This is a genomic window from Filimonas zeae (assembly GCF_014641615.1).
GTDB lineage: Bacteria > Bacteroidota > Bacteroidia > Chitinophagales > Chitinophagaceae > Filimonas > Filimonas zeae.
The window spans coordinates 49915-69478 of sequence record NZ_BMIB01000003.1; the positions used below are offsets into that span (position 1 = coordinate 49915).

Annotated in this window: 20 protein-coding genes; 10 read left to right on the plus strand and 10 right to left on the minus strand. The window is 45.9% G+C overall.

Annotated features, from left to right (window positions below; all coding sequences use genetic code 11):
• Entirely contained in the window at positions 1-690 is a 690-nt protein-coding gene (locus IEY13_RS13170) for an SH3 domain-containing protein (protein ID WP_188952817.1), read from the minus strand.
• 71 nt (positions 691-761) lie between these two features.
• Here IEY13_RS13170 and IEY13_RS13175 point away from each other — a divergent pair, with 71 nt between their 5' ends.
• Positions 762-1571 carry an alpha-ketoglutarate-dependent dioxygenase AlkB family protein gene (locus IEY13_RS13175; RefSeq protein ID WP_229687854.1) on the plus strand — a complete coding sequence of 270 codons (810 nt, stop codon included), beginning with the start codon at positions 762-764 and terminating at the stop codon, positions 1569-1571.
• Between the two features lie 188 nt (positions 1572-1759).
• A complete protein-coding gene (katG, locus tag IEY13_RS13180) occupies positions 1760-4039 on the plus strand; it encodes a catalase/peroxidase HPI (protein WP_188952818.1) in 2280 nt (759 codons plus the stop codon).
• 81 nt (positions 4040-4120) lie between these two features.
• Here katG and IEY13_RS13185 read toward each other — a convergent pair whose 3' ends face one another.
• The gene (locus tag IEY13_RS13185; protein ID WP_188952821.1) at positions 4121-6019 is read right to left on the minus strand and encodes a hypothetical protein; all 1899 of its coding nucleotides are present in this window, start codon (positions 6017-6019) and stop codon (positions 4121-4123) included.
• Between the two features lie 154 nt (positions 6020-6173).
• Here IEY13_RS13185 and IEY13_RS13190 point away from each other — a divergent pair, with 154 nt between their 5' ends.
• Positions 6174-6401 (plus strand): WGR domain-containing protein, encoded by a 228-nt coding sequence (locus tag IEY13_RS13190; protein WP_188952823.1) that lies wholly within the window; start codon positions 6174-6176, stop codon positions 6399-6401.
• Between the two features lie 59 nt (positions 6402-6460).
• On the opposite strand, the gene IEY13_RS13195 is transcribed toward IEY13_RS13190, so the two are convergent.
• Genes IEY13_RS13195 through IEY13_RS13215 form a run of 5 tightly spaced genes read right to left on the minus strand, consistent with a single transcriptional unit; the run spans position 6461 to position 8831 of the window.
• Positions 6461-6994: a DUF1877 family protein gene (locus IEY13_RS13195; RefSeq protein WP_188952825.1), complete on the minus strand. Its 534-nt coding sequence runs from the start codon at positions 6992-6994 to the stop codon at positions 6461-6463.
• A 29-nt stretch (positions 6995-7023) separates the two neighbouring features.
• A complete protein-coding gene (locus IEY13_RS13200) occupies positions 7024-7587 on the minus strand; it encodes a DUF4256 domain-containing protein (RefSeq protein WP_188952827.1) in 564 nt (187 codons plus the stop codon).
• 44 nt (positions 7588-7631) lie between these two features.
• Positions 7632-8030 (minus strand): DoxX family protein, encoded by a 399-nt coding sequence (locus IEY13_RS13205; protein WP_188952829.1) that lies wholly within the window; start codon positions 8028-8030, stop codon positions 7632-7634.
• A 6-nt stretch (positions 8031-8036) separates the two neighbouring features.
• Positions 8037-8504, minus strand: coding sequence for an SRPBCC domain-containing protein (locus tag IEY13_RS13210; RefSeq protein ID WP_188952831.1), 468 nt, complete (start codon positions 8502-8504; stop codon positions 8037-8039).
• A 9-nt stretch (positions 8505-8513) separates the two neighbouring features.
• On the minus strand, positions 8514-8831 hold the full coding sequence (locus IEY13_RS13215) for an ArsR/SmtB family transcription factor (RefSeq protein ID WP_188952833.1): 318 nt from the start codon (positions 8829-8831) through the stop codon (positions 8514-8516).
• 246 nt (positions 8832-9077) lie between these two features.
• Between IEY13_RS13215 and IEY13_RS13220 the strand changes: the two genes are divergently transcribed.
• Together IEY13_RS13220 and IEY13_RS13225 are read left to right on the plus strand one after the other, a co-directional pair.
• On the plus strand, positions 9078-9584 hold the full coding sequence (locus tag IEY13_RS13220; RefSeq protein WP_188952835.1) for a DinB family protein: 507 nt from the start codon (positions 9078-9080) through the stop codon (positions 9582-9584).
• 84 nt (positions 9585-9668) lie between these two features.
• Positions 9669-10115 (plus strand): hypothetical protein, encoded by a 447-nt coding sequence (locus IEY13_RS13225; protein ID WP_188952837.1) that lies wholly within the window; start codon positions 9669-9671, stop codon positions 10113-10115.
• A 93-nt stretch (positions 10116-10208) separates the two neighbouring features.
• On the opposite strand, the gene IEY13_RS13230 is transcribed toward IEY13_RS13225, so the two are convergent.
• A complete protein-coding gene (locus IEY13_RS13230) occupies positions 10209-11579 on the minus strand; it encodes an ADP-ribosylglycohydrolase family protein (RefSeq protein ID WP_188952838.1) in 1371 nt (456 codons plus the stop codon).
• Positions 11580-11871: 292 nt separating this feature from the next.
• A complete protein-coding gene (locus IEY13_RS13235; RefSeq protein WP_188952840.1) occupies positions 11872-13416 on the minus strand; it encodes a hypothetical protein in 1545 nt (514 codons plus the stop codon).
• A gap of 128 nt (positions 13417-13544) precedes the next feature.
• Here IEY13_RS13235 and IEY13_RS13240 point away from each other — a divergent pair, with 128 nt between their 5' ends.
• The 5 genes from IEY13_RS13240 to IEY13_RS13260 all read left to right on the plus strand — a co-directional run bounded on the left by IEY13_RS13240 (position 13545) and on the right by IEY13_RS13260 (position 18892).
• Positions 13545-14312 (plus strand): DUF2310 family Zn-ribbon-containing protein, encoded by a 768-nt coding sequence (locus IEY13_RS13240; RefSeq protein WP_188952842.1) that lies wholly within the window; start codon positions 13545-13547, stop codon positions 14310-14312.
• 57 nt (positions 14313-14369) lie between these two features.
• On the plus strand, positions 14370-15134 hold the full coding sequence (map, locus tag IEY13_RS13245; protein ID WP_188952844.1) for a type I methionyl aminopeptidase: 765 nt from the start codon (positions 14370-14372) through the stop codon (positions 15132-15134).
• A gap of 158 nt (positions 15135-15292) precedes the next feature.
• Positions 15293-17119 carry a hypothetical protein gene (locus tag IEY13_RS13250; protein WP_188952846.1) on the plus strand — a complete coding sequence of 609 codons (1827 nt, stop codon included), beginning with the start codon at positions 15293-15295 and terminating at the stop codon, positions 17117-17119.
• A 263-nt stretch (positions 17120-17382) separates the two neighbouring features.
• Complete coding sequence (locus IEY13_RS13255) at positions 17383-18453, plus strand: serine hydrolase domain-containing protein (RefSeq protein WP_188952848.1); 1071 nt, start codon at positions 17383-17385, stop codon at positions 18451-18453.
• Positions 18454-18520: 67 nt separating this feature from the next.
• Positions 18521-18892 (plus strand): hypothetical protein, encoded by a 372-nt coding sequence (locus IEY13_RS13260; RefSeq protein WP_188952850.1) that lies wholly within the window; start codon positions 18521-18523, stop codon positions 18890-18892.
• Positions 18893-19004: 112 nt separating this feature from the next.
• Here the strand turns inward: IEY13_RS13260 and IEY13_RS13265 are convergent, their stop codons facing one another.
• Entirely contained in the window at positions 19005-19364 is a 360-nt protein-coding gene (locus IEY13_RS13265; protein WP_188952852.1) for a winged helix-turn-helix transcriptional regulator, read from the minus strand.
• Between the last annotated feature and the right edge of the window lie 200 nt (positions 19365-19564).

The following is a 19564-nucleotide window of genomic DNA, read 5'->3' on the forward strand; positions in this document are numbered from 1 at the left end:
TTAAAAACCATGTGTAACAAAACGTTCTTTGTATACACCGTTTTGTATTTTCCAGATAACTGCGTAGCCTCCGGCTCCATCGCTATTGAGCGAATGAATGTACAATGTGTTTGATGTTTTGTCCAGATGCGCTTTCGTATGCTCCAGATTGGGCTGATATAAAGTAGCCAGGGCAGATTGGGGTAGGGTAATAGTATTTTGTCCTATTTTAACGGTAATACTCTGGTATTCTGTTTCGGGCATGTTACCGTCTGTTCCCCATATGGGTTTGTTGTCAATGCGCTCTGTCAGGCTTCCTCCGTCAATATATTTAATAGTATGCTTTTCTTTCTGAAACTTTTTTGTGGTAATTATTACCTGTATGCTGTCTTTGTTTAGTTTCAGAGAATTATGTGTTTTAGTAGTTGCCGGTATCGATGGCAGTGCCGACACCATTATATACCGGTCGTTGTATACCCATCCATCTTCTTCTCCCGGGCCTTTGGAATAAAAGATATAGCTCCAGTTGCCCTGGTTTTCCAAACAGTAGATAAGGTGGTTGTTATGAAGTGTATCGGTTATTTTATTGCTTTTGCCTGCTCCGCTTCTCACGTTAGTGTATCCATCTTTGTCTGCAATAATTGCGAATGGCGACTGGCCCCAGGCGTTTATGGAAAAGAGAACGAACAGTAGCAGGGTTATTGTTTTCATTGTTGTAAGGGTTTGCCTTTGATTGATTGGCTGTAAATGTATACTCAACAGCGCTTATCTGGTAAAAAATTATGGATGTCTCCAACAAAGTTTCCTTCCTGGCTGTATCTGAAGCTGCCCGGGTTGCTTTGATAGCCTGCGGCTTAAAATACCGTAAGAGCACGTATGATGCCGGGTGTAAAACGTGCGGGTGCCGTATTGCGCAGGAATCGGGTTGTGCTGTTGGGGAAAATGCAGACCTTTGTGCCTGCCCCATGCGGGAACTGAATACTATGGAGCTATTTGCAAAAGAGTGGGATAAGGGTAAGAACTGGCTGCCGTACGACGGAGTAGTGCAGTATTACGGCGCAGTACTGCCATTGGCAGAGGCGAACCGGTATTTTAACCTGCTGATGGATAAGATTGAATGGCGTAATGATGAAGCCATTATTATGGGTAAGAAGATTATTACCAAACGTAAGGTGGCATGGTATGGTGAGAAGCCTTTTGAGTATACGTATTCGCGCGTATCTAAATATGCGCTGCCGTGGACGGAGGAATTGCTGACTTTAAAACAGCTGGCAGAAACGGAGAGCGGTGAAACATACAATTCCTGCCTGCTGAATTTATACCATACCGGTGATGAGGGAATGGCCTGGCATAGCGATGGGGAAACGGATCTGAAAAAAGACGGTGCTATTGCCTCGCTAAGCTTTGGTGCAGAAAGGAAATTTGCCTTTAAGCATAAAGCAACCAAAGAAAAGGTAGAGCTGGTGCTGGAACATGGCAGTCTGCTGGTTATGAAACATACTACGCAAACCCATTGGTTGCATCGGTTGCCACCTACTAAGCTGATACACGCTGCACGCATAAACCTCACTTTCCGCACCATTGTAGCGTAGCACTTTAATACTTTCTAACCGGTATTGTGTGTCTGGTTTCCATTATTCTTCTGTATTGATAGTTTTTGACTATATAAGCATAGATTTAATCAATTACGATTATTTGCGCAGCTTCCTAATTTTACCGGGTTCCGGCACAACTTACTGCCGCAGGAAATTGTTTAGTCAAATACTACAAACAGATAACAATGCAAAAAGACTCTAACGACATCAGTAAATGCCCGTTTCACAATGGCAGTTTAAAACACACAACCGGAGGTGGTGGCACCAGAAACCGCGATTGGTGGCCCAACCAGTTAAAGCTGAGTATTCTGCGCCAGCATGCCCCTCAATCTAACCCGCTGGGTGAGGCGTTTAACTATGCCGAAGCTTTTAAAAGTCTGGATCTGGAAGCTGTAAAGAAAGATCTGCATGCGTTGATGACCGATTCTCAGGACTGGTGGCCGGCAGATTTTGGTCATTACGGTCCCCTGTTTGTGCGTATGGCCTGGCACAGCGCCGGTACTTACCGCGTATGGGATGGCCGCGGTGGCGCGGGTATGGGGCAGCAACGTTTTGCCCCGTTGAACAGCTGGCCCGATAACGTAAGTCTGGATAAGGCCCGTCGTTTATTATGGCCTATTAAACAGAAGTATGGTCAAAGCCTTTCCTGGGCCGATCTGCTGATATTAACCGGTAACGTAGCACTGGAATCCATGGGCTTTAAAACCTTTGGCTTTGCAGGCGGACGTGAAGATGTATGGGAGGCCGATGAATCTGTATACTGGGGTGCTGAAACCACCTGGCTGGGTGGTGATATCCGTTATGCAGATGGCTCGCACGGCGTACCTAAAGAACATGGCGTAGTATCGTCTGATGATAACGCAGATGGGCATATTCATAAAAGCCGCAATCTGGAAAAGCCATTGGCTGCGGTACAGATGGGATTAATATATGTAAACCCCGAAGGGCCCGATGGCAACCCTGACCCCATTGCGGCGGCCAGAGACATCCGGGATACGTTTGCCCGTATGGCTATGAATGATGAGGAAACCGTAGCGCTGATAGCAGGTGGACATACTTTTGGTAAAACCCACGGCGCAGCTCCTGCTTCGCATGTAGGAAAAGAACCGGAAGCGGCGGGTTTAGAGGCGCAAGGCCTGGGTTGGAGCAGCAGCTACAATACCGGCAAAGGGGCAGATACCATTACCAGTGGCCTGGAGGTTACATGGACTACCACACCCACACAATGGAGCAATAACTTTTTCGAAAACCTGTTTGCGTTTGAGTGGGAGCTGACCAAAAGCCCTGCGGGTGCGCACCAGTGGGTGGCTAAAAATGCAGATAGTATTATACCGGATGCGTATGATGGCAGCAAAAAACATTTGCCTGCTATGCTTACTACCGATCTTTCGCTGCGTTTAGATCCGGAGTACGAGAAAATATCCCGTCACTTCCTGGAGCATCCCGATGCGTTTGCAGATGCTTTTGCACGGGCATGGTTTAAGCTTACCCACCGCGATATGGGGCCGCGTGCACGTTATCTGGGTACGGAAGTGCCTGCTGAAGAATTGTTGTGGCAGGATCCGCTGCCGGAAGTAGATCATGTACTTATCGGTGCAGAAGATGTAGCGGCGCTGAAGGCGAAAGTACTGGCAGGCGGTTTATCTGTTTCTGAACTGGTTGCTACTGCCTGGGCTTCTGCTTCTACTTTCCGTGGGTCTGATAAACGTGGTGGTGCTAACGGTGCCCGCGTTCGTCTGGCTCCCCAGAACCAGTGGATAGCCAATTACCCGGTGCAGTTGCAGAAAGTGCTGAATGTACTGGAAGGTATTCAGGCTGAATTTAACGGTGCGCAGCAGAATGGTAAGAAAGTATCGCTGGCCGATCTGATTGTACTGGCGGGTGATGCGGGTGTAGAAAAAGCAGCAAGGGATGCAGGGCAGGAGCTTACCTTACCTTTTACGCCCGGCCGTACAGATGCTTCACAGGAAAAAACTGATATAGAATCGTTTGGCTACCTGGAGCCTGTGGCGGATGGTTTCCGTAACTTCCGTAACATACAGTTTCCTGTATCTACAGAAGAACTGCTGATTGATAAAGCACATCTGCTTACGCTTACTGCGCCTGAGTTAACGGTACTGGTTGGTGGCCTGCGTGTGCTGAATACCAACTTTGATGGCTCGCAGCATGGTGTGTTTACTACACGTGCCGGTGTGCTTACCAACGACTTTTTTGTAAACCTGCTGGATATGAATACTGCCTGGAAAGCAGCTTCTGCAGACAAGGAAGTATATACCGGAAGCGACCGTGTAAGTGGCAAAGCCAAATGGACTGCCACCCGTGCTGATCTGGTATTTGGCTCCAATGCAGAACTGCGGGCTATTGCAGAAGTGTATGCCAGTAGCGATGCGGGACAGAAGTTTGTAAACGACTTTGCAGCTGCCTGGACAAAGGTGATGAACCTGGACAGGTTTGATATAGTATAATACACCACAGACCGGGGCATGAACAACCACATCCCGGAAATAAAAAGAGGCGTTCCGTTTATCCGGCAACGCCTCTTTGGTTTATATCGATCTTATGTAATCGTCCAGTTCTTCTTCCTTGCTCAACCCCAGTTTTAGTTTAATGCGGTAGCGTGCCATCAGTATACTTTTGTGTGCAATACCCAGCCGCTGTGAGGCTTCTTTATTAGAGAGGCCGAGGTAGATGTAAGAGCAATGTTTCAAATCCAGTTTAGACAACTGATTGGCAGAGCGTTCTTTCAGTGTTTCAAAAAAGCCGGGGTGAACGCTGTCCAGTTCTGCTTTGCTATCGGCAAACGATTCGTCCAGCCGTTTATCGTGGTTAATAATACGGTTTATCTGTGTTAGCAGAGAAGCGGCGCTTTTGTTTTCGGCAATGGTCTTTTGCAGGGTTTGCAGCAATTCTGTTTTCTGTTCCACCTGCAGGGTGCCTGCCAGCAGGTCTTTCTGCAGGCGTTCCTGCCTTTCCAGTAACAACTCCTGTTCGGCGGTCAGGCGCAGGGTTTCTTCGTTTTTAAGCAGGGCCTGTAGTTCTGCCTCCTGCTTTTCCATGGCCAGTTGTTTGTTTTCCTGTTGTTTCAGTTGCGCGGTAAGTGCCGCATCGTTCTTCGCTTTTTCTGCCAGTTGCAGGCGAAAGCGGAGGGAGCGTATCAGGAAAATAGCAGCGGTAACGGATACCAGTGCCAGGCCTATGTACAGATAGCCCAACCTTTTGTGCAGCCGGGTGGTTTGTTGTAAAGTAGCCAGTGCAGTGGCATTTTTCTCTGCCTGATACCTGGCTTCCAGTTCTTTGGTGGTATTCAGTTTTTCCTGGTTGTACAGGTCGGTATACAGGTGGTTATACCTGTACATGTACTCCAGCGCATCCTTGTAGCGGCCCCGCTTTTCTGCCAGGCCGGAGAGAGAGGCCATAAACTGAATTTTGGTGGCCAGGTTTCTGCTGCTGTCGGTGGGCATCATACTCAGGCCTTTCAGCAGTAACGCTTCTGCATTGTCATAATTACCGGCGGCCACTTCATAGTCGCTTTTCATACCATAGCAGTTGGCCACTACTTCTGTATGGTGTGTTTCTGTACCAATTTTTTCTGCGTAATCCAGGTAATGGAATACTGTATCGCGGTAGCTGGCCGGAAAAAACTGGGCGTATATATCGGCGGTATTTAGCGCTACAATGGCACCAACGCTGTGGGTAATAACCTTATTTTTTTGGGTGAGATACGTGTTCAACGCAAGTTGGTTGTAATACAGGGCCGAATCCAGCGCTTTCTTGTCTTTATGCTCTATATAGTTGTATTGCCAGTAGGTGCCCAGTGTTTGCCAGGCGCAGAGTATGGCATCTATATCACCGGCTTTTTGTGCTGCGTGCAGGCTTAGCTGTGCATACTTTTTATGTAATGGGCCATCGTATTCATTGGCGTAAATGCCAGCCATTACATAATAAACACCGGCTTCGTAATAAGGCGAGCCTGCTTTTTCCAGGTATTGCAGTGCCTGGCTGGCGCTGGCAAGTGCCTCTTTGGATTTGCCTTTCTGATTTTCTATCCAGCTTTTGCGGTACCAGGCAATGCCTCTGGCCAATGGGTTTTCTGTTTTAGCAGCGTAAAAAAGAGCACTGTCCACCGCCTGTGTGGCCTGTGGCATATCATCGTTTTGCAGATACACGGGCGCCAGAATGGCATAAGCAATGGCCAGGTGCTGCGCATTGGAAAGGGGGCGTGCCAGCTGTACTGCCTGTAGTCCGTTTTGTATAGCCAGGCTGTTTTGGGTTGCCGATTGGGCCCTTGCCAGCAGGCTAAGGGTGTGTACTTTTTGCTCCGTGGTAAGTTTTTGTTGTTTAAGTACAGCAGTGAGGGAGTCTGCCGGTGTTTGTGCGGGGCTGGTAAGCGCAGATACACCCAAAAGAAGAATGTAGAGCGCTATCTTGCTGATTTTCTGTAACATGTGAGCGTTTGTATAGTGTTTGTAGTTAGCATCTTTCCACTCATGTAGAGTATTTGTAGATACCGGATTTTCCTGATCGCTGCCTTGCGGCCCTATTTTCGTGTACGAATTAGCGGGTGTAAATATAATTATTAGTAGAAAAAGAGAAAGGCCGATGATGCAATATTTTGAGTTTCAGGATGATAACGTTTCCTGCTTTTTAGAGATTACACTAGAAGATACCGTTGTAAGAACCCGGAGCGGACAAAAAGGCACAAACGGTGTTGCGGAAGAAAGGGTTTTTGACAATGCCAACACCGCTGCGCAGGAATATGAGCGGTTGGTAGAGGAAAAGAAGGGTGATGAATCGTACTACTTTGTATTGGGAGAATACAGGTTGTAAATACCCGGCCAGGCGCCAGGTATAAGTGTGCTGACTTATACCGGCCGCCTCCGGAATGTTTAACCTATGAAAACGAAGAGGTAATCTTTTGCTTCGTTTGCTTCACGGATAATTTTTTTCAGCTGCGCCAGGTCGTGTACCAGTTGTACTTTGTTATAAGCCTTGCCGGGTACCATTTCCTTTTGCCACATTTCGGGGTACACTTTGTTACGGTTCAGTTCATCTGCATCATACCGGGCCTCTATATCTGCTGCCGATACGTTTTCCAGAAAAGCGTGCAGCAGTGCAACAGCTGCCGGTGCATGATAGGGGTACAGCAGGGGCACTTCAAAAAACTCAATCTGCCCATCGTACGATACGTTGCTTTCCATCACTTCGCTGCCCAGCATGGTTTGCGGGTTAAAAATAGCGTGTACCAGTCTGGTGGCCGGCGCATCCTGGTGTTTAGCCAGCAGATACTCCAGTGCCGCGAAAGTTCCGTGAAACAGTACGTGATCTGTTGCGGCGGCCTGATCAAAATGACTTTCTTCTGACTGCTCCAGTTGTGTAAATACCTGTTCTGATACTCTGTAAATAGTTGCGGACTGACTCATTAGGGTTGTGTACGGTTATTGGATTAAATTCAGACTCTCAGCGAGCCACGGAAACCTCTTGCTGCATAGTAAGAAGAAGCGCCGTTGTGATACACGAATATATGGTCGTACCGGCGATCGGCAAAAAGAGCGCCACCCAATTTTCTGATAGGTGCCGGGGTTTGTATCCAGCTGGATGTTTTCAAATCAAATTCTCCCAGTTGCTGCAGCTGTCGGTACTGTTCCTCATTCAACACCTCAATGCCCATAGTCCCGGCCATGTTAAGGGCGCTGTCTCCGGGTTTGTGTTCTTTACGGGCTTCCAGTGCTTCATGGTCAAAGCAGGTGCTCCTGCGCCCTTTGGGGCTTTCTGCTGCGCAATCGTAAAAAAGGTATTCGCCGGTTTTGGCGTCCTGTGCCACTACATCCGGTTCGCCATCGGTCTGTTCCATCTGCTGTAACGACCATAGTTTAGCCGGGTTTGCCTTCAGCCTTTTCTCTACATCTTCCCATTCTATGCCTTTATGGCGATGCGCGTTTTTACCAAAGCGGGCTTTTAATATTTTTAACAGGCCGGTGGTTTCTTCGGAAGACAATTTCTTTTTAGTGCTCATGATGTGGTTATTTATCTGTTTAATCGTTCAGGCCTTTCGGGGGTTCATATGTGTGCGGTTTGCGTGTTTACCGCCACCAGTCTGCGGTTGGGCGGTCTGAAATACCAGCTGCAAATGGTTAATGTCAACAGTAATATTGAGGGAAATGTTTGGTTGATGCTATCACCCGATGCCAGGTGTGAGTATATAGCGCCCGTCATGACAAAGAAAAAGCCTGCATAAGCCCATTCTTTCAGCAAGGGAAAGCGGGGCAGAAGAATGGCAATTGCCCCGGTTATTTTCCAGATGCCCAGTAGCGTCATTACATAGGTGGGGTAGCCCAGACTGGTCATAAAGGTAGATTCGTCTTTTATTTGTAATAATTGCACTAACGCTGTAGAAGTCATACCCAATGCCAACCATACGGTGGCTATCCAATAAATGATTTTATGGCTTTTTTTCATAGCGGATTATTGTAAACGGCTGGCAATGGTTTGTAAACGTTCATGTGCCATGTTAAGGCCCATGGCAAAGGGAAGGCGCAACTGCTGATCGCGGTGCGCTACCGATTTATACACAATAAGCATGTTGAGTTTGCTGGTACTGGCGGTGAGCGCCTCAAATTCCAGAAACTCCAGTTGTGCGTCAAAACCGGGTGCCGCCATCTGAAAAGTGCGTACTATTTTTTCATTGGGTATTATATCGTGTATGGTACCTGCTGCGGTAAAAACCACATTCCCCTGCGGGTCTGAGGTTTCAAACTGCCAGCTGCCGTGTTTTTTGTTTTCCAGTTTTACTACTTTGGTACCCATCCATTCTGCTACAATTTCCGGTTGGGTGTAGGCTTTAAAAAGCAGCTCCACAGGCAGGTCAAACTCCCTGGTAATCAGTATATCCTGTCTGCCTTCTCCGGCTTGTACTTTTGTTTTCTTTTCCATATGGTTTGGTTATGATTTGTATTTCTGCATAATGTCTTCCAGTTTATTAAACCGGTCGTCCCACATCTGACGAAAAGGTTCAATAAAGTCTGCTATCTCCTTCATTTTATGAGGATTTAACTGGTAATGCACCTCCCGGCCATTTTGCTCCTGTTTCAGCAGTTCGCATTCAGTAAGAATCTGCAGGTGCTTTGAAACTGTAGGTCTGGCAGTATCAAAATTAGCGGCGATAGCGCCGGCGGTCATTGCCTGCGACGCCAACAGCAGCAGAATAGCCCGGCGTGTGGGATCTGCTATTGCCTGAAATACATCTCGTCTCAGATTCATTGTGTAGTTATTTGGCTACAAATGTAAGTGTAGTCAATTGGCTACGCAAAAATATTTCTGTTTCGCTGGTAGCTGGCAGTAACCAGGTGGTTTCATATGCATAAGCCTGGGTAAATCTGTTGGAGGTAACGTGCCCGGATTTTAAGGGTATTGTGTTTGCGATAGAATTACCTTTAAAACAATCATTTGCTTACGGAGTATTTATAAGAGTTGCTTTAAAAACTTTCAACACAAAAAATTCTAACCATGATTTTACAAGCCTTATTAACCGAGTTTGAGTACGAAGTAGCCAGCACCCGTAAACTATTGGAAGCTGTTCCGGAAAAAGACATTCTATACAAGCCATCTCCCGTATCCTGGACAATGGGCGAACTGGCGCAGCACATTGCCACTATCTACTACTGGTACGTAGGCACGCTTACCAAAACCGTATACGATATGGCTGCAGACTCGCTGGAACGCGGCAGCCCCGATGATATTAAAGCCACGCTGGCATTGTTTGAGAAAAACGTAGCGCTGGCCAGAACTGCCTTACAGGGGCTGAAAGAGGAAAACCTTACAGAAGACTGGACTATGAAGGTAGGTGAGCGTGTGGTGCTGGGGCCTATGCCGCGTGGTATTGTGGCGCGTAGCTTTTTGTTTAATCATATTTATCATCACCGCGGGGAGATGATTGTTTATTTACGTGCCACCGGTAATAAAGTGCCTGGTATGTATGGGCCGGTGTATGAGGATAGCGCGGGAAGTAAATAGGGGTGTATTGGTGAATTCACTGCCACTTCAGATGCTACTATTGCTCAGGGGGGTGTTACCTACCGTTTTATTACCAAAGCTGATATGGCAACCAGTGAGGTGGGAGGAGTGCTGCGCTTTAGCAACGAAAAAGCCAATACGATAGACTTTTCCTACAAGTCATCAGGCACGCTTACGACATCGATTTATGAAAATGGCTCCCTGGACAATGACTTGTCGTTTGATGTGCCTTTCACCTACAACCTGTCTAACTCTAACGGAGAGAACAATTACAAGGCAGTGGGTACTGATTCTATTTATTTTCCGGGTGGCGGATTGGTTACTGTTCCTGATGCGTCTGGTTCCAATGCTAACCCTACTACCGTGCCTACTATGGCCAGCGGATATAAGTATCGTATTTTTAAAGGCATTAGCAGTGATACGCTGGTAATGACCATGAATGCCGCTTATCAACAAAATATTACTAAGCAGGCTATAACTGCCAGATCAGCTAATACCGCTTATTCTTACATGGTGTTTGCAAAAAAATAGAATGTTCACCTTTTGGTTGTAAGGAATCCGGTTTCGGGTTCCTTTTTTATTTATGTCATTAACCCTAAGTGTTGCAGCAAGTTGTGCAAACAACTAACCCTTCACAAAGCCTGCTAATTCTTTCCCGGTCTGAAGGATGTACGTGCTTTCCTTTATTTTTTCAAAAGCCGCAAGTATTGCAGGCGAAAAGCCCTGCAAGCCTATAAAAGCCCCCATAATATTGCCTGCTATTGAGGCATTTGTATCTGTATCTCCACCGCAAAGAATAATTTCTGTATATATTTCTTCTGCACTTTTCTCTTTTATTTTTCCGGCAGCAAATATGGCAAAGGGTACCGACTCTATTACATGGCCGGAGCAGCCAACCAACTGTGCTGCCCGTGCAATGCTTAGTGCCGGGTTTTCATACAGTTTTACTATGTTATCGCGTACAGCTGTATCTGGAATTACAGATACTATCAGGCCTGAAAGAGTGAGGTCCGGAAACCAGATATCTTTACGGATGGCGTCTATGGCATGAAGCACAGCAAGGCATCCGGCATATGCTTCATCGTTTTTATGAGTGATACAACAGATATCGCGTATCAGGGTTTGATCTGTATGCGGATCTGTAAAAAAGGCGAGTGGTGCTATTCTCATGGCAGCACCGTTACCGGCAGCATATTCCCCAGAGCGACCTGAAAGTCCCCAATGGGCGCCTACCTGCAAATCTCTCAGTGCTTTCAGGGTGCTGGCTCCCAGTCCGGTAAGTTTACGGTTATTATACCAGGCCAGCATTCTGGCGGCAATCGTCTGTGGCGATACCGATTTTGATGCCAGTATGGCTTCGCAGGTGGCAAGTGTTAACTGCGTATCGTCTGTTATGCCCCGTATCTGTTCCAGTTGTACAGAAGATACATTACTCTGGCCTTCATAACTGCTTCCCCATGCATCACCTATAGCGCCACCCACCAGGCAGCCTAAAAGTCTTTGTTCTACAGAAAGCGCAGCGATTTTTGAAGGCGGAGTGTTATATGCGGAAGCTGTTGTGGCATAGCCTACCATGCTATGTTGGTATATCGCCTTTGCTGTTTCGGGCATTGATTCCGGAAAAGTAAAGGGCACTTCTTTACCCAGCAGTAGCCGGTTAATCAAAAAATCAACAGTTGCTATATCGTAGTTATTGTTATCCTGTTTGTATTGCTGCTGGTTTCTGTTAATGGTTAACCGTGTAGTGGTGCAGCTATTGTCGGGCTGTACTACCAATGTTACCTGAAAGATATGGTGTCCTGTCCAGCTTCTGTGAAAGTTTAGAGTGTTGTTATCGCAATAGATAAACCATTTGTCTTCCATTTCCATTGGAATAAAGCCCTGCCGGATCTGTTCAAACTCCTGTGCAGAAAAAGCTCTCTGGTAGTCCAGTTCTACCTTTTCATTGGGCATGGGTGCTGTTTGCCAGTCGGTGGGGAGTGCTACAGTGCTCATTAATAAACGTGCTGCTGCAATTGTTTTCTACAACAGTACGTGCAAAATAAGCAGTAATAATAAAAGTTGTTTATGGATTAGTGTTTTTCATGCATCTGCTATAAAGGAGATGTCGTCCAGTAACTGGGGGCGAAATGGAATTCTGCTTACATGTATGGGCAGGCGACAGATTGTTGAAGTATGGCAGAATAAATAGGAACAGAAGGCATTCTGCCATTTCACCAGCTACCGGAGGTGCGATTTGAGAGTCCAACGTGCCCGGTTTGTGGGAAGTTACGTTACAGCAGAACTCCTATTCTTCCTTTCTCAACGCCTGTAACAGCAAATGATGGTGCAGTAGGGGCATTGGAGTGGCTGATGCGTTCTTTTCATACTGTTGCAGGAAAGGTTCCAGACATTTTGTTTCATACACAGACTTCCTTTGTTTGTTGTTTAGTCTTTCGCGGATATTACTGATGAGGGTGTTGGCTTTTGCAGCGTTACCCTGTGTGTGGTAATGGTATATAAAACTTAACTGGATGGAATAAAAGCTGTTAAACAGCGTGTAGTCGGGAACTATGCCACTGTCGTCTTCGCCTTCTTCTGCCAGATGTACCAGGCGTTCCGGATTGCGGTTAAAGAATGCTTCCGGAAATTCTTTATTCAGCCAGGTAAAGTAGGTATTCTCTGCTATTCCTATATCTTCTGTCAGGCGGTCTATCTGGCTTTGTAATGTTTTTGCGGGTTTGGCAATGTCAAACTTCCAGCCCCCGTAATCGTGCATAAATTTCTTATCCTCCTGCCTGTCCTGGGGTAGCGAGGCAATGGTCATCTGAGTAAAATGCAGGTGTGCCAGAACAGTATCTGCCTGGCGTTGCTGCCAGTTGAGTAACAGCCGGTGTTGCATGCCCAGATGGCACATCAGCATCTTGTCTTGTGCTTCATATACCACCCATATAAATTTGCGGCCGGCTGGCTCATCTTTATACCAGCTCCATTGGTTTTTTTCTGCCCCGGCAATAGCGGTCCAACCGGCTTGTGACAGGCTGGTATTTAACTGAACGTTGATTAGCTGGTCTTTCACGCCTGCATTGGCCAGTCTGGCTTTAGCGGCTTTTTCGTAGGCGGCTTTTATGGCATCGGGTGTTTTTTTCAGGTCCAGCAGAAAGCGGGCTGCATATTCTTTATCTGGTGTGTCCGCCATTTTAGCTTCTTCAGATAATACAGGTAGCCTCAGGTCTTCGTCTATATCGCGGTTGCGTTTTACATTATTGCGCTGGGCAATGGTGCGTAGCTGCAGCAGGTCTTTATGTGTTATCAGGTCATACAGGTTGCTGCTAAGTCCTTCTGCCTCGCCAAGGGTACCTTGAAGGTATCCGTTTACCAGCAGGCCGTACCATTGGGTAAGTAAGGTTTGCTGCGCCTGTTTTTCGGCTTCCTGTGCCAGATGGTAAACCAGGCGTGTTATAGGTATTACGGCGTTGCAGGCATCGCCGGGCAATATACCTTTTTCACAAAGTATCTTCCAGCTGGTGCTACCAGCATCTACATATATAAAAGTACCGTCTTCCTCCTGTTCTATACGGGCCAGTTCGCCGGTTGTTTCATCTTCCAGCCATCCGGGTATTGTTACCTTTTTAGTGGTATGCGCCGGGTAGGTATCTAAGGGAAGACGATATACAAATCCATGTTTCAGCAGAATGGGCATTACCCTAAAATGGGTGTACGAGGTATCGTAATAGTACTGAATGCCATAAAGCGCTGCCAGATAATCGCGTTTGGCTGCATCGGGTAGGGTAGCGGCATCTATCAGATGCACGGTGTCTTCAATCAGGTCTTCAATTGCGTGTTGTGACATAAGGATTGGATTTTGAAGCGACCCCTTCTGCGCTAAAATTGGTCCAAACTGTGCTGGCGGGTTGTTTTTTATTTCTTAAGATTGTATCTGCTAAAGGATTAAGCATTTAATGGGAGTAGAATACCAACATGTATATACAGGAAATATCAATAAACATACAGGCTGACGTAGATAAAGATGATGCGGTGGAAGAATTTATGAACCTGATGTATGCTTACCGCAGTAGTGGCCAAACGCAGGGAAGAATAGAATCCCGGTACATCGAGGGTGGGAGAATTGTAAGCCTGCCTTTTACGCTGGAAAAAGACGCTCTTGACACGAAGTTTAATAACTATTATGTAAATGAATATGCGGAGCGGGTGGAAGCTTTTTGTAAGGCTAAGTTATTTTACAGAACAGCCGGCAAGGTGTATGATGGTTACGAAGGAGCTTGTAAGTGCGAAAAGTCTGATTTTTATATTCTGATTACCAATTATCTATCTATTGATTCACCTATTACCTGCGGCAATTGTAAAAACACGGTACCGTTGTATAAACTTCCTGTGTATTACGACTATGGTTATATGCCTGTTTTAAGCTGGGAGAGCAATTATAATGCATGCGACACTTTGCAAATGAATGGTGAGGTAGGCGAGCGATGGGCTTTAAATCAGATGCAGGAGTTAAAATCGCAACTTTCAAAACAGGGCCTGAAAATCTGCAGAAAGATAGAAGAGTTAACTGGTATACCTGTTTACTACTATCTGCATAATTATAGAAAAAACGTTGGAAATGAATGTTTAAAACTCTGCCCAGGTTGTGGCATGCAATGGCATCTTAAAACACCATTACATGCCAGCTACAATTTTAAGTGTGATGATTGTAAACTGTTGTCAGTAATATCGCCCAATTCCTGATGGGTATTTGCGGCGGCTGATTTAGTGGTAATTTTACTGCCAGTAAAACGAAACAAAATGTCTATATCCACTGAAAACGAAAGAATAGGTGTGCAGCAGGCCAGTGATGCTGTTGCCATTACGCTGAAGAAGATGCGGGAATATGCCAGACCAGGCATGAGTACCAAAGAACTGGATGAATACGGCGGTGCCTTGCTGGCTCAGATGGGCGCTTCTTCCGCTCCTGCGGTAACTTATCATTTCCCGGGTTATACCTGTATTAGTGTGAATGAAGAAATGGGGCATGGCATACCCTCGGCCAGTAAAATATTACAGGAAGGTGATTTGGTTAATATTGATGTGTCTGCAGAGCTGAATGGCTTTTGGGCTGATAACGGAGGTTCCTTTGTATTAGGGCAGGATATTCATGGCCACGGCAGGCTGGTGCAAGCTTCCAAAGAGATATTAAGAAAGGCCATCAGTAATATTAAAGGCGGCGTTAGAATATCTGATATCGGGGGCTTAATTGAAACTGAAGCCAGAAAGGCAGGATATACGGTTATAAAAAACCTTACAGGGCACGGCACCGGTGGCAGCTTGCATGAGGAACCTCATGAAATTGCCAACTACCGCGATAGGTACAACACCACGCGTTTTAAAAAGAATTCTGTAGTAGCTGTAGAAACCTTTATTTCTACGCGCTCTACCATTGCTGAAACGCAGGCCGATGGCTGGACGCTGGTGGGTAATAAAGGTGGGTTTGTGGCCCAGCACGAACATACCATTATGGTAACAGGTGGTGAGCCGGTGATATTTACTGCACAGAATGGTATATGGGATTGATAGAAAAGGGGTGTAGATTAATACATCCAAGCTGCCATAGGGTAGCCGGGATTAGGTGAAAGGATGATTGTTGTCATAGGTGAGGCCATTTTGCAGGCTGAGATTCGCGTCCAAATCATTTTTGGTAAATCAGCAGCGCGTCTGCAAAACAAATATTCATGCACACCCCCGAAGTACATAGTTTTCATATTCCGGTATTAGGCTTAGGTTATAGTATAGATACACCAGTTAAGGTAGCCCGCTTTGGCATAGCATCGGTAATTTCAATAGTAGATGATGAACTGGTGGAGAAAATGCGGGAATATTATTGTTTGCAGCAGGGACTGGCCTATACGCCCATTACAGAGGCAACTGCTGATTTCAGGGCCGCCCGTATTACCGGTTACCTGAACCTGGTAAACGATATGGTGCAAAAGCAGATAACTGAGTTGCGTGCCTTGCCATTTGAACCTGGTAACGAACTGGATAAATATTTTGAGTTGTTGCCAGACAATACACAGTTGAAACAACAGTTTGTGAAAATGACTGCTTTGCCACCGGGGGCAGAAAAGCAGCGGTTGCAGCAATGTTTACGTGAGGCTGTTGTGGCAGGGGCCATAGATGTAAACGTGATGGCTAAGGTAGATAAGCAGAATACCGATGCGGAAGGTAATTCGCTACCCTCTGAATATTCCGATGCACTGGCGGCTTTACGTGGCTTCGCCAATAGTAATCTGCAATCTTCCGTAGTACTTTCTGCCGGTTACAACCCGCGTTTGTACAATTATATCGACCAGTTTTCAGACTTTTTACCAGATGCTAAGGGGCAGCTGCGCAAGAAACTGATTTTAAAAGTAAGTGATTACCGTTCTGCCCTGGTGCAGGGTAAAATGCTGGCAAAAAAAGGTATTTGGGTATCAGAGTTCAGAATAGAATCGGGCCTTAACTGCGGTGGACATGCTTTTGCTACAGAGGGCATGTTGCTGGGCCCTATACTGGAAGAGTTTAAAGAGAAAAGAGCAGCATTAACCACTGAGCTTTTTGCCATTTGCTGCGCCGCACAGGCTGCCACAGCTCAAACGGTTTTTACGGCGCGGCCTCCGCTAAAAATTACGGTACAGGGTGGCATTGGTACCGCTAGCGAAAATGAATTTTTATTGGAACATTATGCTGTAGACAGTACCGGATGGGGAAGTCCTTTTTTACTGGTACCTGAAGCAACTAATGTTGATGAGGATACGCTACAGCAGCTGGCTACGGCAGTTCCCGATGATTACTATATAAGTGATGCTTCTCCTTTGGGGGTGCCCTTTAATAACTTTAGAAAAAGCAGTTCGGAAATGCAGCGCCTGCAGAGAATTGAAAAGGGCAGGCCAGGCAGCCCGTGTGTTAAAAAGTATCTTGCTACCGATATGGAGTTTGGTAACAGTCCTATCTGTACTGCCTCGCGCCAATACCAGCACTTAAAAATAAAACAGCTGAAACAACAAGAGTTGTCGCCCGGGGCCTATCAAAAAGCCTTACAGGAAATAACGGTTAAGGACTGCCTTTGTGAGGGGTTGGGGGCAACCGCGTTGTTAGGAGATCGTATTACTTCATCACGCCGCAGTACAGCAGTAACCATATGTCCGGGCCCTAATCTTGCCTATTTTTCAGGGGTATTCACACTGTCTGAAATGGTAGGTCATATTTACGGCCGGTTGCAGTTGCTCAATGCTGTTTACCGTCCCAATATGTTTGTGAATGAGTTACACCTGTATATTGCTTACTGGAAAAAGCATTTAGAAGCAACCTGCAGCCTTAGTCCCAAACAGTTGAAATATATTCAAACCTTCAAAACCAATCTGCTGGAAGGCATTGATTATTATAAAAACAAAGCAGCGCTTTTTAAAAAGGAGAGTAACCAATACATAGCCACTATGAAAAAAGAACTGGACGATGCTATACTGGCATTAACCAGTCAGCCTGTTCCTGTGGTTGCAGGTGGTACTTCTGCAGGTATATAAGCTGGTTGTTACTGATCTGGCTTCCAGTGCCAGATGTTCTGATCCATATATTTGCCGTCCTGCTTAAAATGGTGAACGAATTTGCAAAGGAAGTCTACGCGCCTGCCCTTCGTTTATATGATAATCTCCGGAACCAGTACGGCTGCCGGGTAAATGTGGAATGCTGGCGTAAGACTTGCCGCTTAAAACCTTCATGCCGTAATGTTATACGGGGCAAATATATTTTGCATTTTGCTGCTTTTAGGCCATATTTGAAAGAAAAGATGAATAAGTTTATTTTTATTCTATTCTTTTTGCCTGTGACTATTCACGCAACCGCTCAACCTCTTAACGGAAGCAAGTCTGCATTACTGGACAGCCTTACGGCTGTTGTAGCAGAAAAAGACCATCCCGATATTCATAGCATTCTGATTGCGAAAAATGGAACGTTGCTGTACGAAAAGTATTTCAATGGGTGGACTAAAGATTCGCTGCACGATTCCCGGTCGGCTTTTAAATCTGTAACCAGTTTGCTGGTAGGTATAGCCCTTGATAAGGGGCTTATTAAAAATGTGCATCAGAAAGTGTATTCCTTTTTTCCGGAGTACAATGATTTCTCTGGTAATAATGCCTGGAAAAAAGATATGACTATTGAGCATTTGCTGCAGATGAAAGCGGGGTTTGACTGTGAGGAGTTTAACGATGGGAAGGACTGTGAAACAGATATGATGGCATCGGGGGATTGGGTGCGCTTTTCCCTGAATCTGCCTATGAAGGATAAACCCGGTACTGTTTGGGCATACAATTCCAGTGCACCTATGATACTGAGCGGAATTATAAGCCGGGTGGCAAATATGTCTGTAATGGACTTTGCCGCAAAGTATCTGTTCGGTCCCATGGGAATACAACATTACAGGTGGACGGTAGACCCTGCCGGGCATGGCATGACTGCCGGTTCGTTTTATATTCTGTCGTCCGATTTTGTAAAATTCGGAGAAATGGTGTTGCAGAAAGGTTTGTGGAATGGTAAAAGAATAGTGTCAGCAGCCTGGCTTGAAAAATCTACTGATACGCCCATTGGCATCCCCGATTTTTCGTTTTTAAAGTTCAGCAGGTCTCCTGTTGCTATTCCTCAACCCACCTGGTATGGCTATTACTGGTATAGTGAGGAAGTGAGAACAAAGAACTATCGGGAAAAGGTGCTTTTTGCCTCAGGCAACGGCGGTCAGTACATTATGTTGATAGAACGTTTGGGCATTGCTGTCGTTTTTACCCAGGGTTATTATGGAAGCTGGAAAGCCAAGCGGGCTTTCGATCTGCTGGCCAGGTATATTATTCCTGCTTTTGAGCCATAAACAGCAGACGGTATTTTAAAATGGTAAATGTTTGAAAAGTTGCCTGTTTAAATATCTTTGTGCAACTATGGCAAAAAATAATAAACACGAAGAGCGGTTGAAACAACAATCTGGTGCCATTCTGCAAGATATGCTGAAAGAGCTGGCTGCAACAAAGGCATTTGATGTGCATTTTGAAGAGGGTGATGACGATAGTTATGCCGTTGTAAAAACGAATGACTATGATGAAGACACAGAAACAGCGCTGATTTTGTTGTCGCAAAGCCGGTGGATATTGTCTCTGGGATATTACAACGAAAAGGATGACTTTATAGAACTGTTTCAGCCCCTTAGCCAAACAGAAATTGCTCTTATTCCTAACGGGTTACAAAAAGGGATGCTTAAGGTACTGGAAAGTGAGGATGGTTTGCGCTTACCCGGTGTTTTACTCACTAAATAGGGCAATCGTTATGGCTGAAACGAAGGCGGTGGTTGTTTATGCCACCGCTGAGCCATTTGTAAAAATGTTATATAAATTCATCGGCAGGCGCTGCCTGCGCAGAAAGGGAATGTTACTTGTCAAACCGCTTCAGAATAACTTCGCGTAGTTGCTCCCCGTTTCTATCTCCCCATTCTCCTAACGCTGATATAACAGGAATTAATGTTTTGCCCAGCGCTGTAAGGCTGTATTCTACTTTGGGGGGTACAACGGGAAAAATTTCCCGGGTAATTAATCCATGATCTTCCAGCTCATTCAGCTGCATATTCAACACCCGCCTGGTGGCATCCGGAATTTTACGTTGCAATTCGCTGGGGCGTTTATGGCCTTCGTTGATAAACCAGAGCAAGCGGATTTTCCATTTACCGTAAAGTACTTCGCCAATTAAGTCAAGCCCGCAATTCAGGTTCGGTAGAATCTTCCTTTCATACATACGATAAAAGTAAACCTATGTTGCGGATTACACCGGGGGAAAAATTTGTCCCTATGCCAATCGTATTTCACTGTTGTATCCGCTGTATACTACGTCAAAAACTCTACAGCGGTAAATTTACAGATTCACTATCAGGCAGTTGGTGCTGGTTAACGCGCCTGGGCCAGGGTGGGCATATCATTCCTGCTCATCCGGCATGT

What these genes read in the sequence shown, in the direction of transcription:
- IEY13_RS13200 (WP_188952827.1), bottom strand. Translation starts at nt 7,587, where the DNA reads ATGAGCACTAAAAAGAAATTGTCTTCCGAAGAAACCACCGGCCTGTTA.
- IEY13_RS13230 (WP_188952838.1), bottom strand. Translation starts at nt 11,579, where the DNA reads ATGAGCACTGTAGCACTCCCCACCGACTGGCAAACAGCACCCATGCCC.
- IEY13_RS13260 (WP_188952850.1), top strand. Translation starts at nt 18,521, where the DNA reads ATGGCAAAAAATAATAAACACGAAGAGCGGTTGAAACAACAATCTGGT.
- katG (WP_188952818.1), top strand. Translation starts at nt 1,760, where the DNA reads ATGCAAAAAGACTCTAACGACATCAGTAAATGCCCGTTTCACAATGGC.
- IEY13_RS13250 (WP_188952846.1), top strand. Translation starts at nt 15,293, where the DNA reads ATGCACACCCCCGAAGTACATAGTTTTCATATTCCGGTATTAGGCTTA.
- IEY13_RS13175 (WP_229687854.1), top strand. Translation starts at nt 762, where the DNA reads ATGGATGTCTCCAACAAAGTTTCCTTCCTGGCTGTATCTGAAGCTGCC.
- IEY13_RS13240 (WP_188952842.1), top strand. Translation starts at nt 13,545, where the DNA reads ATGTATATACAGGAAATATCAATAAACATACAGGCTGACGTAGATAAA.
- IEY13_RS13190 (WP_188952823.1), top strand. Translation starts at nt 6,174, where the DNA reads ATGATGCAATATTTTGAGTTTCAGGATGATAACGTTTCCTGCTTTTTA.
- IEY13_RS13235 (WP_188952840.1), bottom strand. Translation starts at nt 13,416, where the DNA reads ATGTCACAACACGCAATTGAAGACCTGATTGAAGACACCGTGCATCTG.
- IEY13_RS13210 (WP_188952831.1), bottom strand. Translation starts at nt 8,504, where the DNA reads ATGGAAAAGAAAACAAAAGTACAAGCCGGAGAAGGCAGACAGGATATA.
- IEY13_RS13265 (WP_188952852.1), bottom strand. Translation starts at nt 19,364, where the DNA reads ATGTATGAAAGGAAGATTCTACCGAACCTGAATTGCGGGCTTGACTTA.
- IEY13_RS13205 (WP_188952829.1), bottom strand. Translation starts at nt 8,030, where the DNA reads ATGAAAAAAAGCCATAAAATCATTTATTGGATAGCCACCGTATGGTTG.
- IEY13_RS13215 (WP_188952833.1), bottom strand. Translation starts at nt 8,831, where the DNA reads ATGAATCTGAGACGAGATGTATTTCAGGCAATAGCAGATCCCACACGC.
- IEY13_RS13225 (WP_188952837.1), top strand. Translation starts at nt 9,669, where the DNA reads ATGGCAACCAGTGAGGTGGGAGGAGTGCTGCGCTTTAGCAACGAAAAA.
- map (WP_188952844.1), top strand. Translation starts at nt 14,370, where the DNA reads ATGTCTATATCCACTGAAAACGAAAGAATAGGTGTGCAGCAGGCCAGT.
- IEY13_RS13220 (WP_188952835.1), top strand. Translation starts at nt 9,078, where the DNA reads ATGATTTTACAAGCCTTATTAACCGAGTTTGAGTACGAAGTAGCCAGC.
- IEY13_RS13195 (WP_188952825.1), bottom strand. Translation starts at nt 6,994, where the DNA reads ATGAGTCAGTCCGCAACTATTTACAGAGTATCAGAACAGGTATTTACA.
- IEY13_RS13185 (WP_188952821.1), bottom strand. Translation starts at nt 6,019, where the DNA reads ATGTTACAGAAAATCAGCAAGATAGCGCTCTACATTCTTCTTTTGGGT.
- IEY13_RS13170 (WP_188952817.1), bottom strand. Translation starts at nt 690, where the DNA reads ATGAAAACAATAACCCTGCTACTGTTCGTTCTCTTTTCCATAAACGCC.
- IEY13_RS13255 (WP_188952848.1), top strand. Translation starts at nt 17,383, where the DNA reads ATGAATAAGTTTATTTTTATTCTATTCTTTTTGCCTGTGACTATTCAC.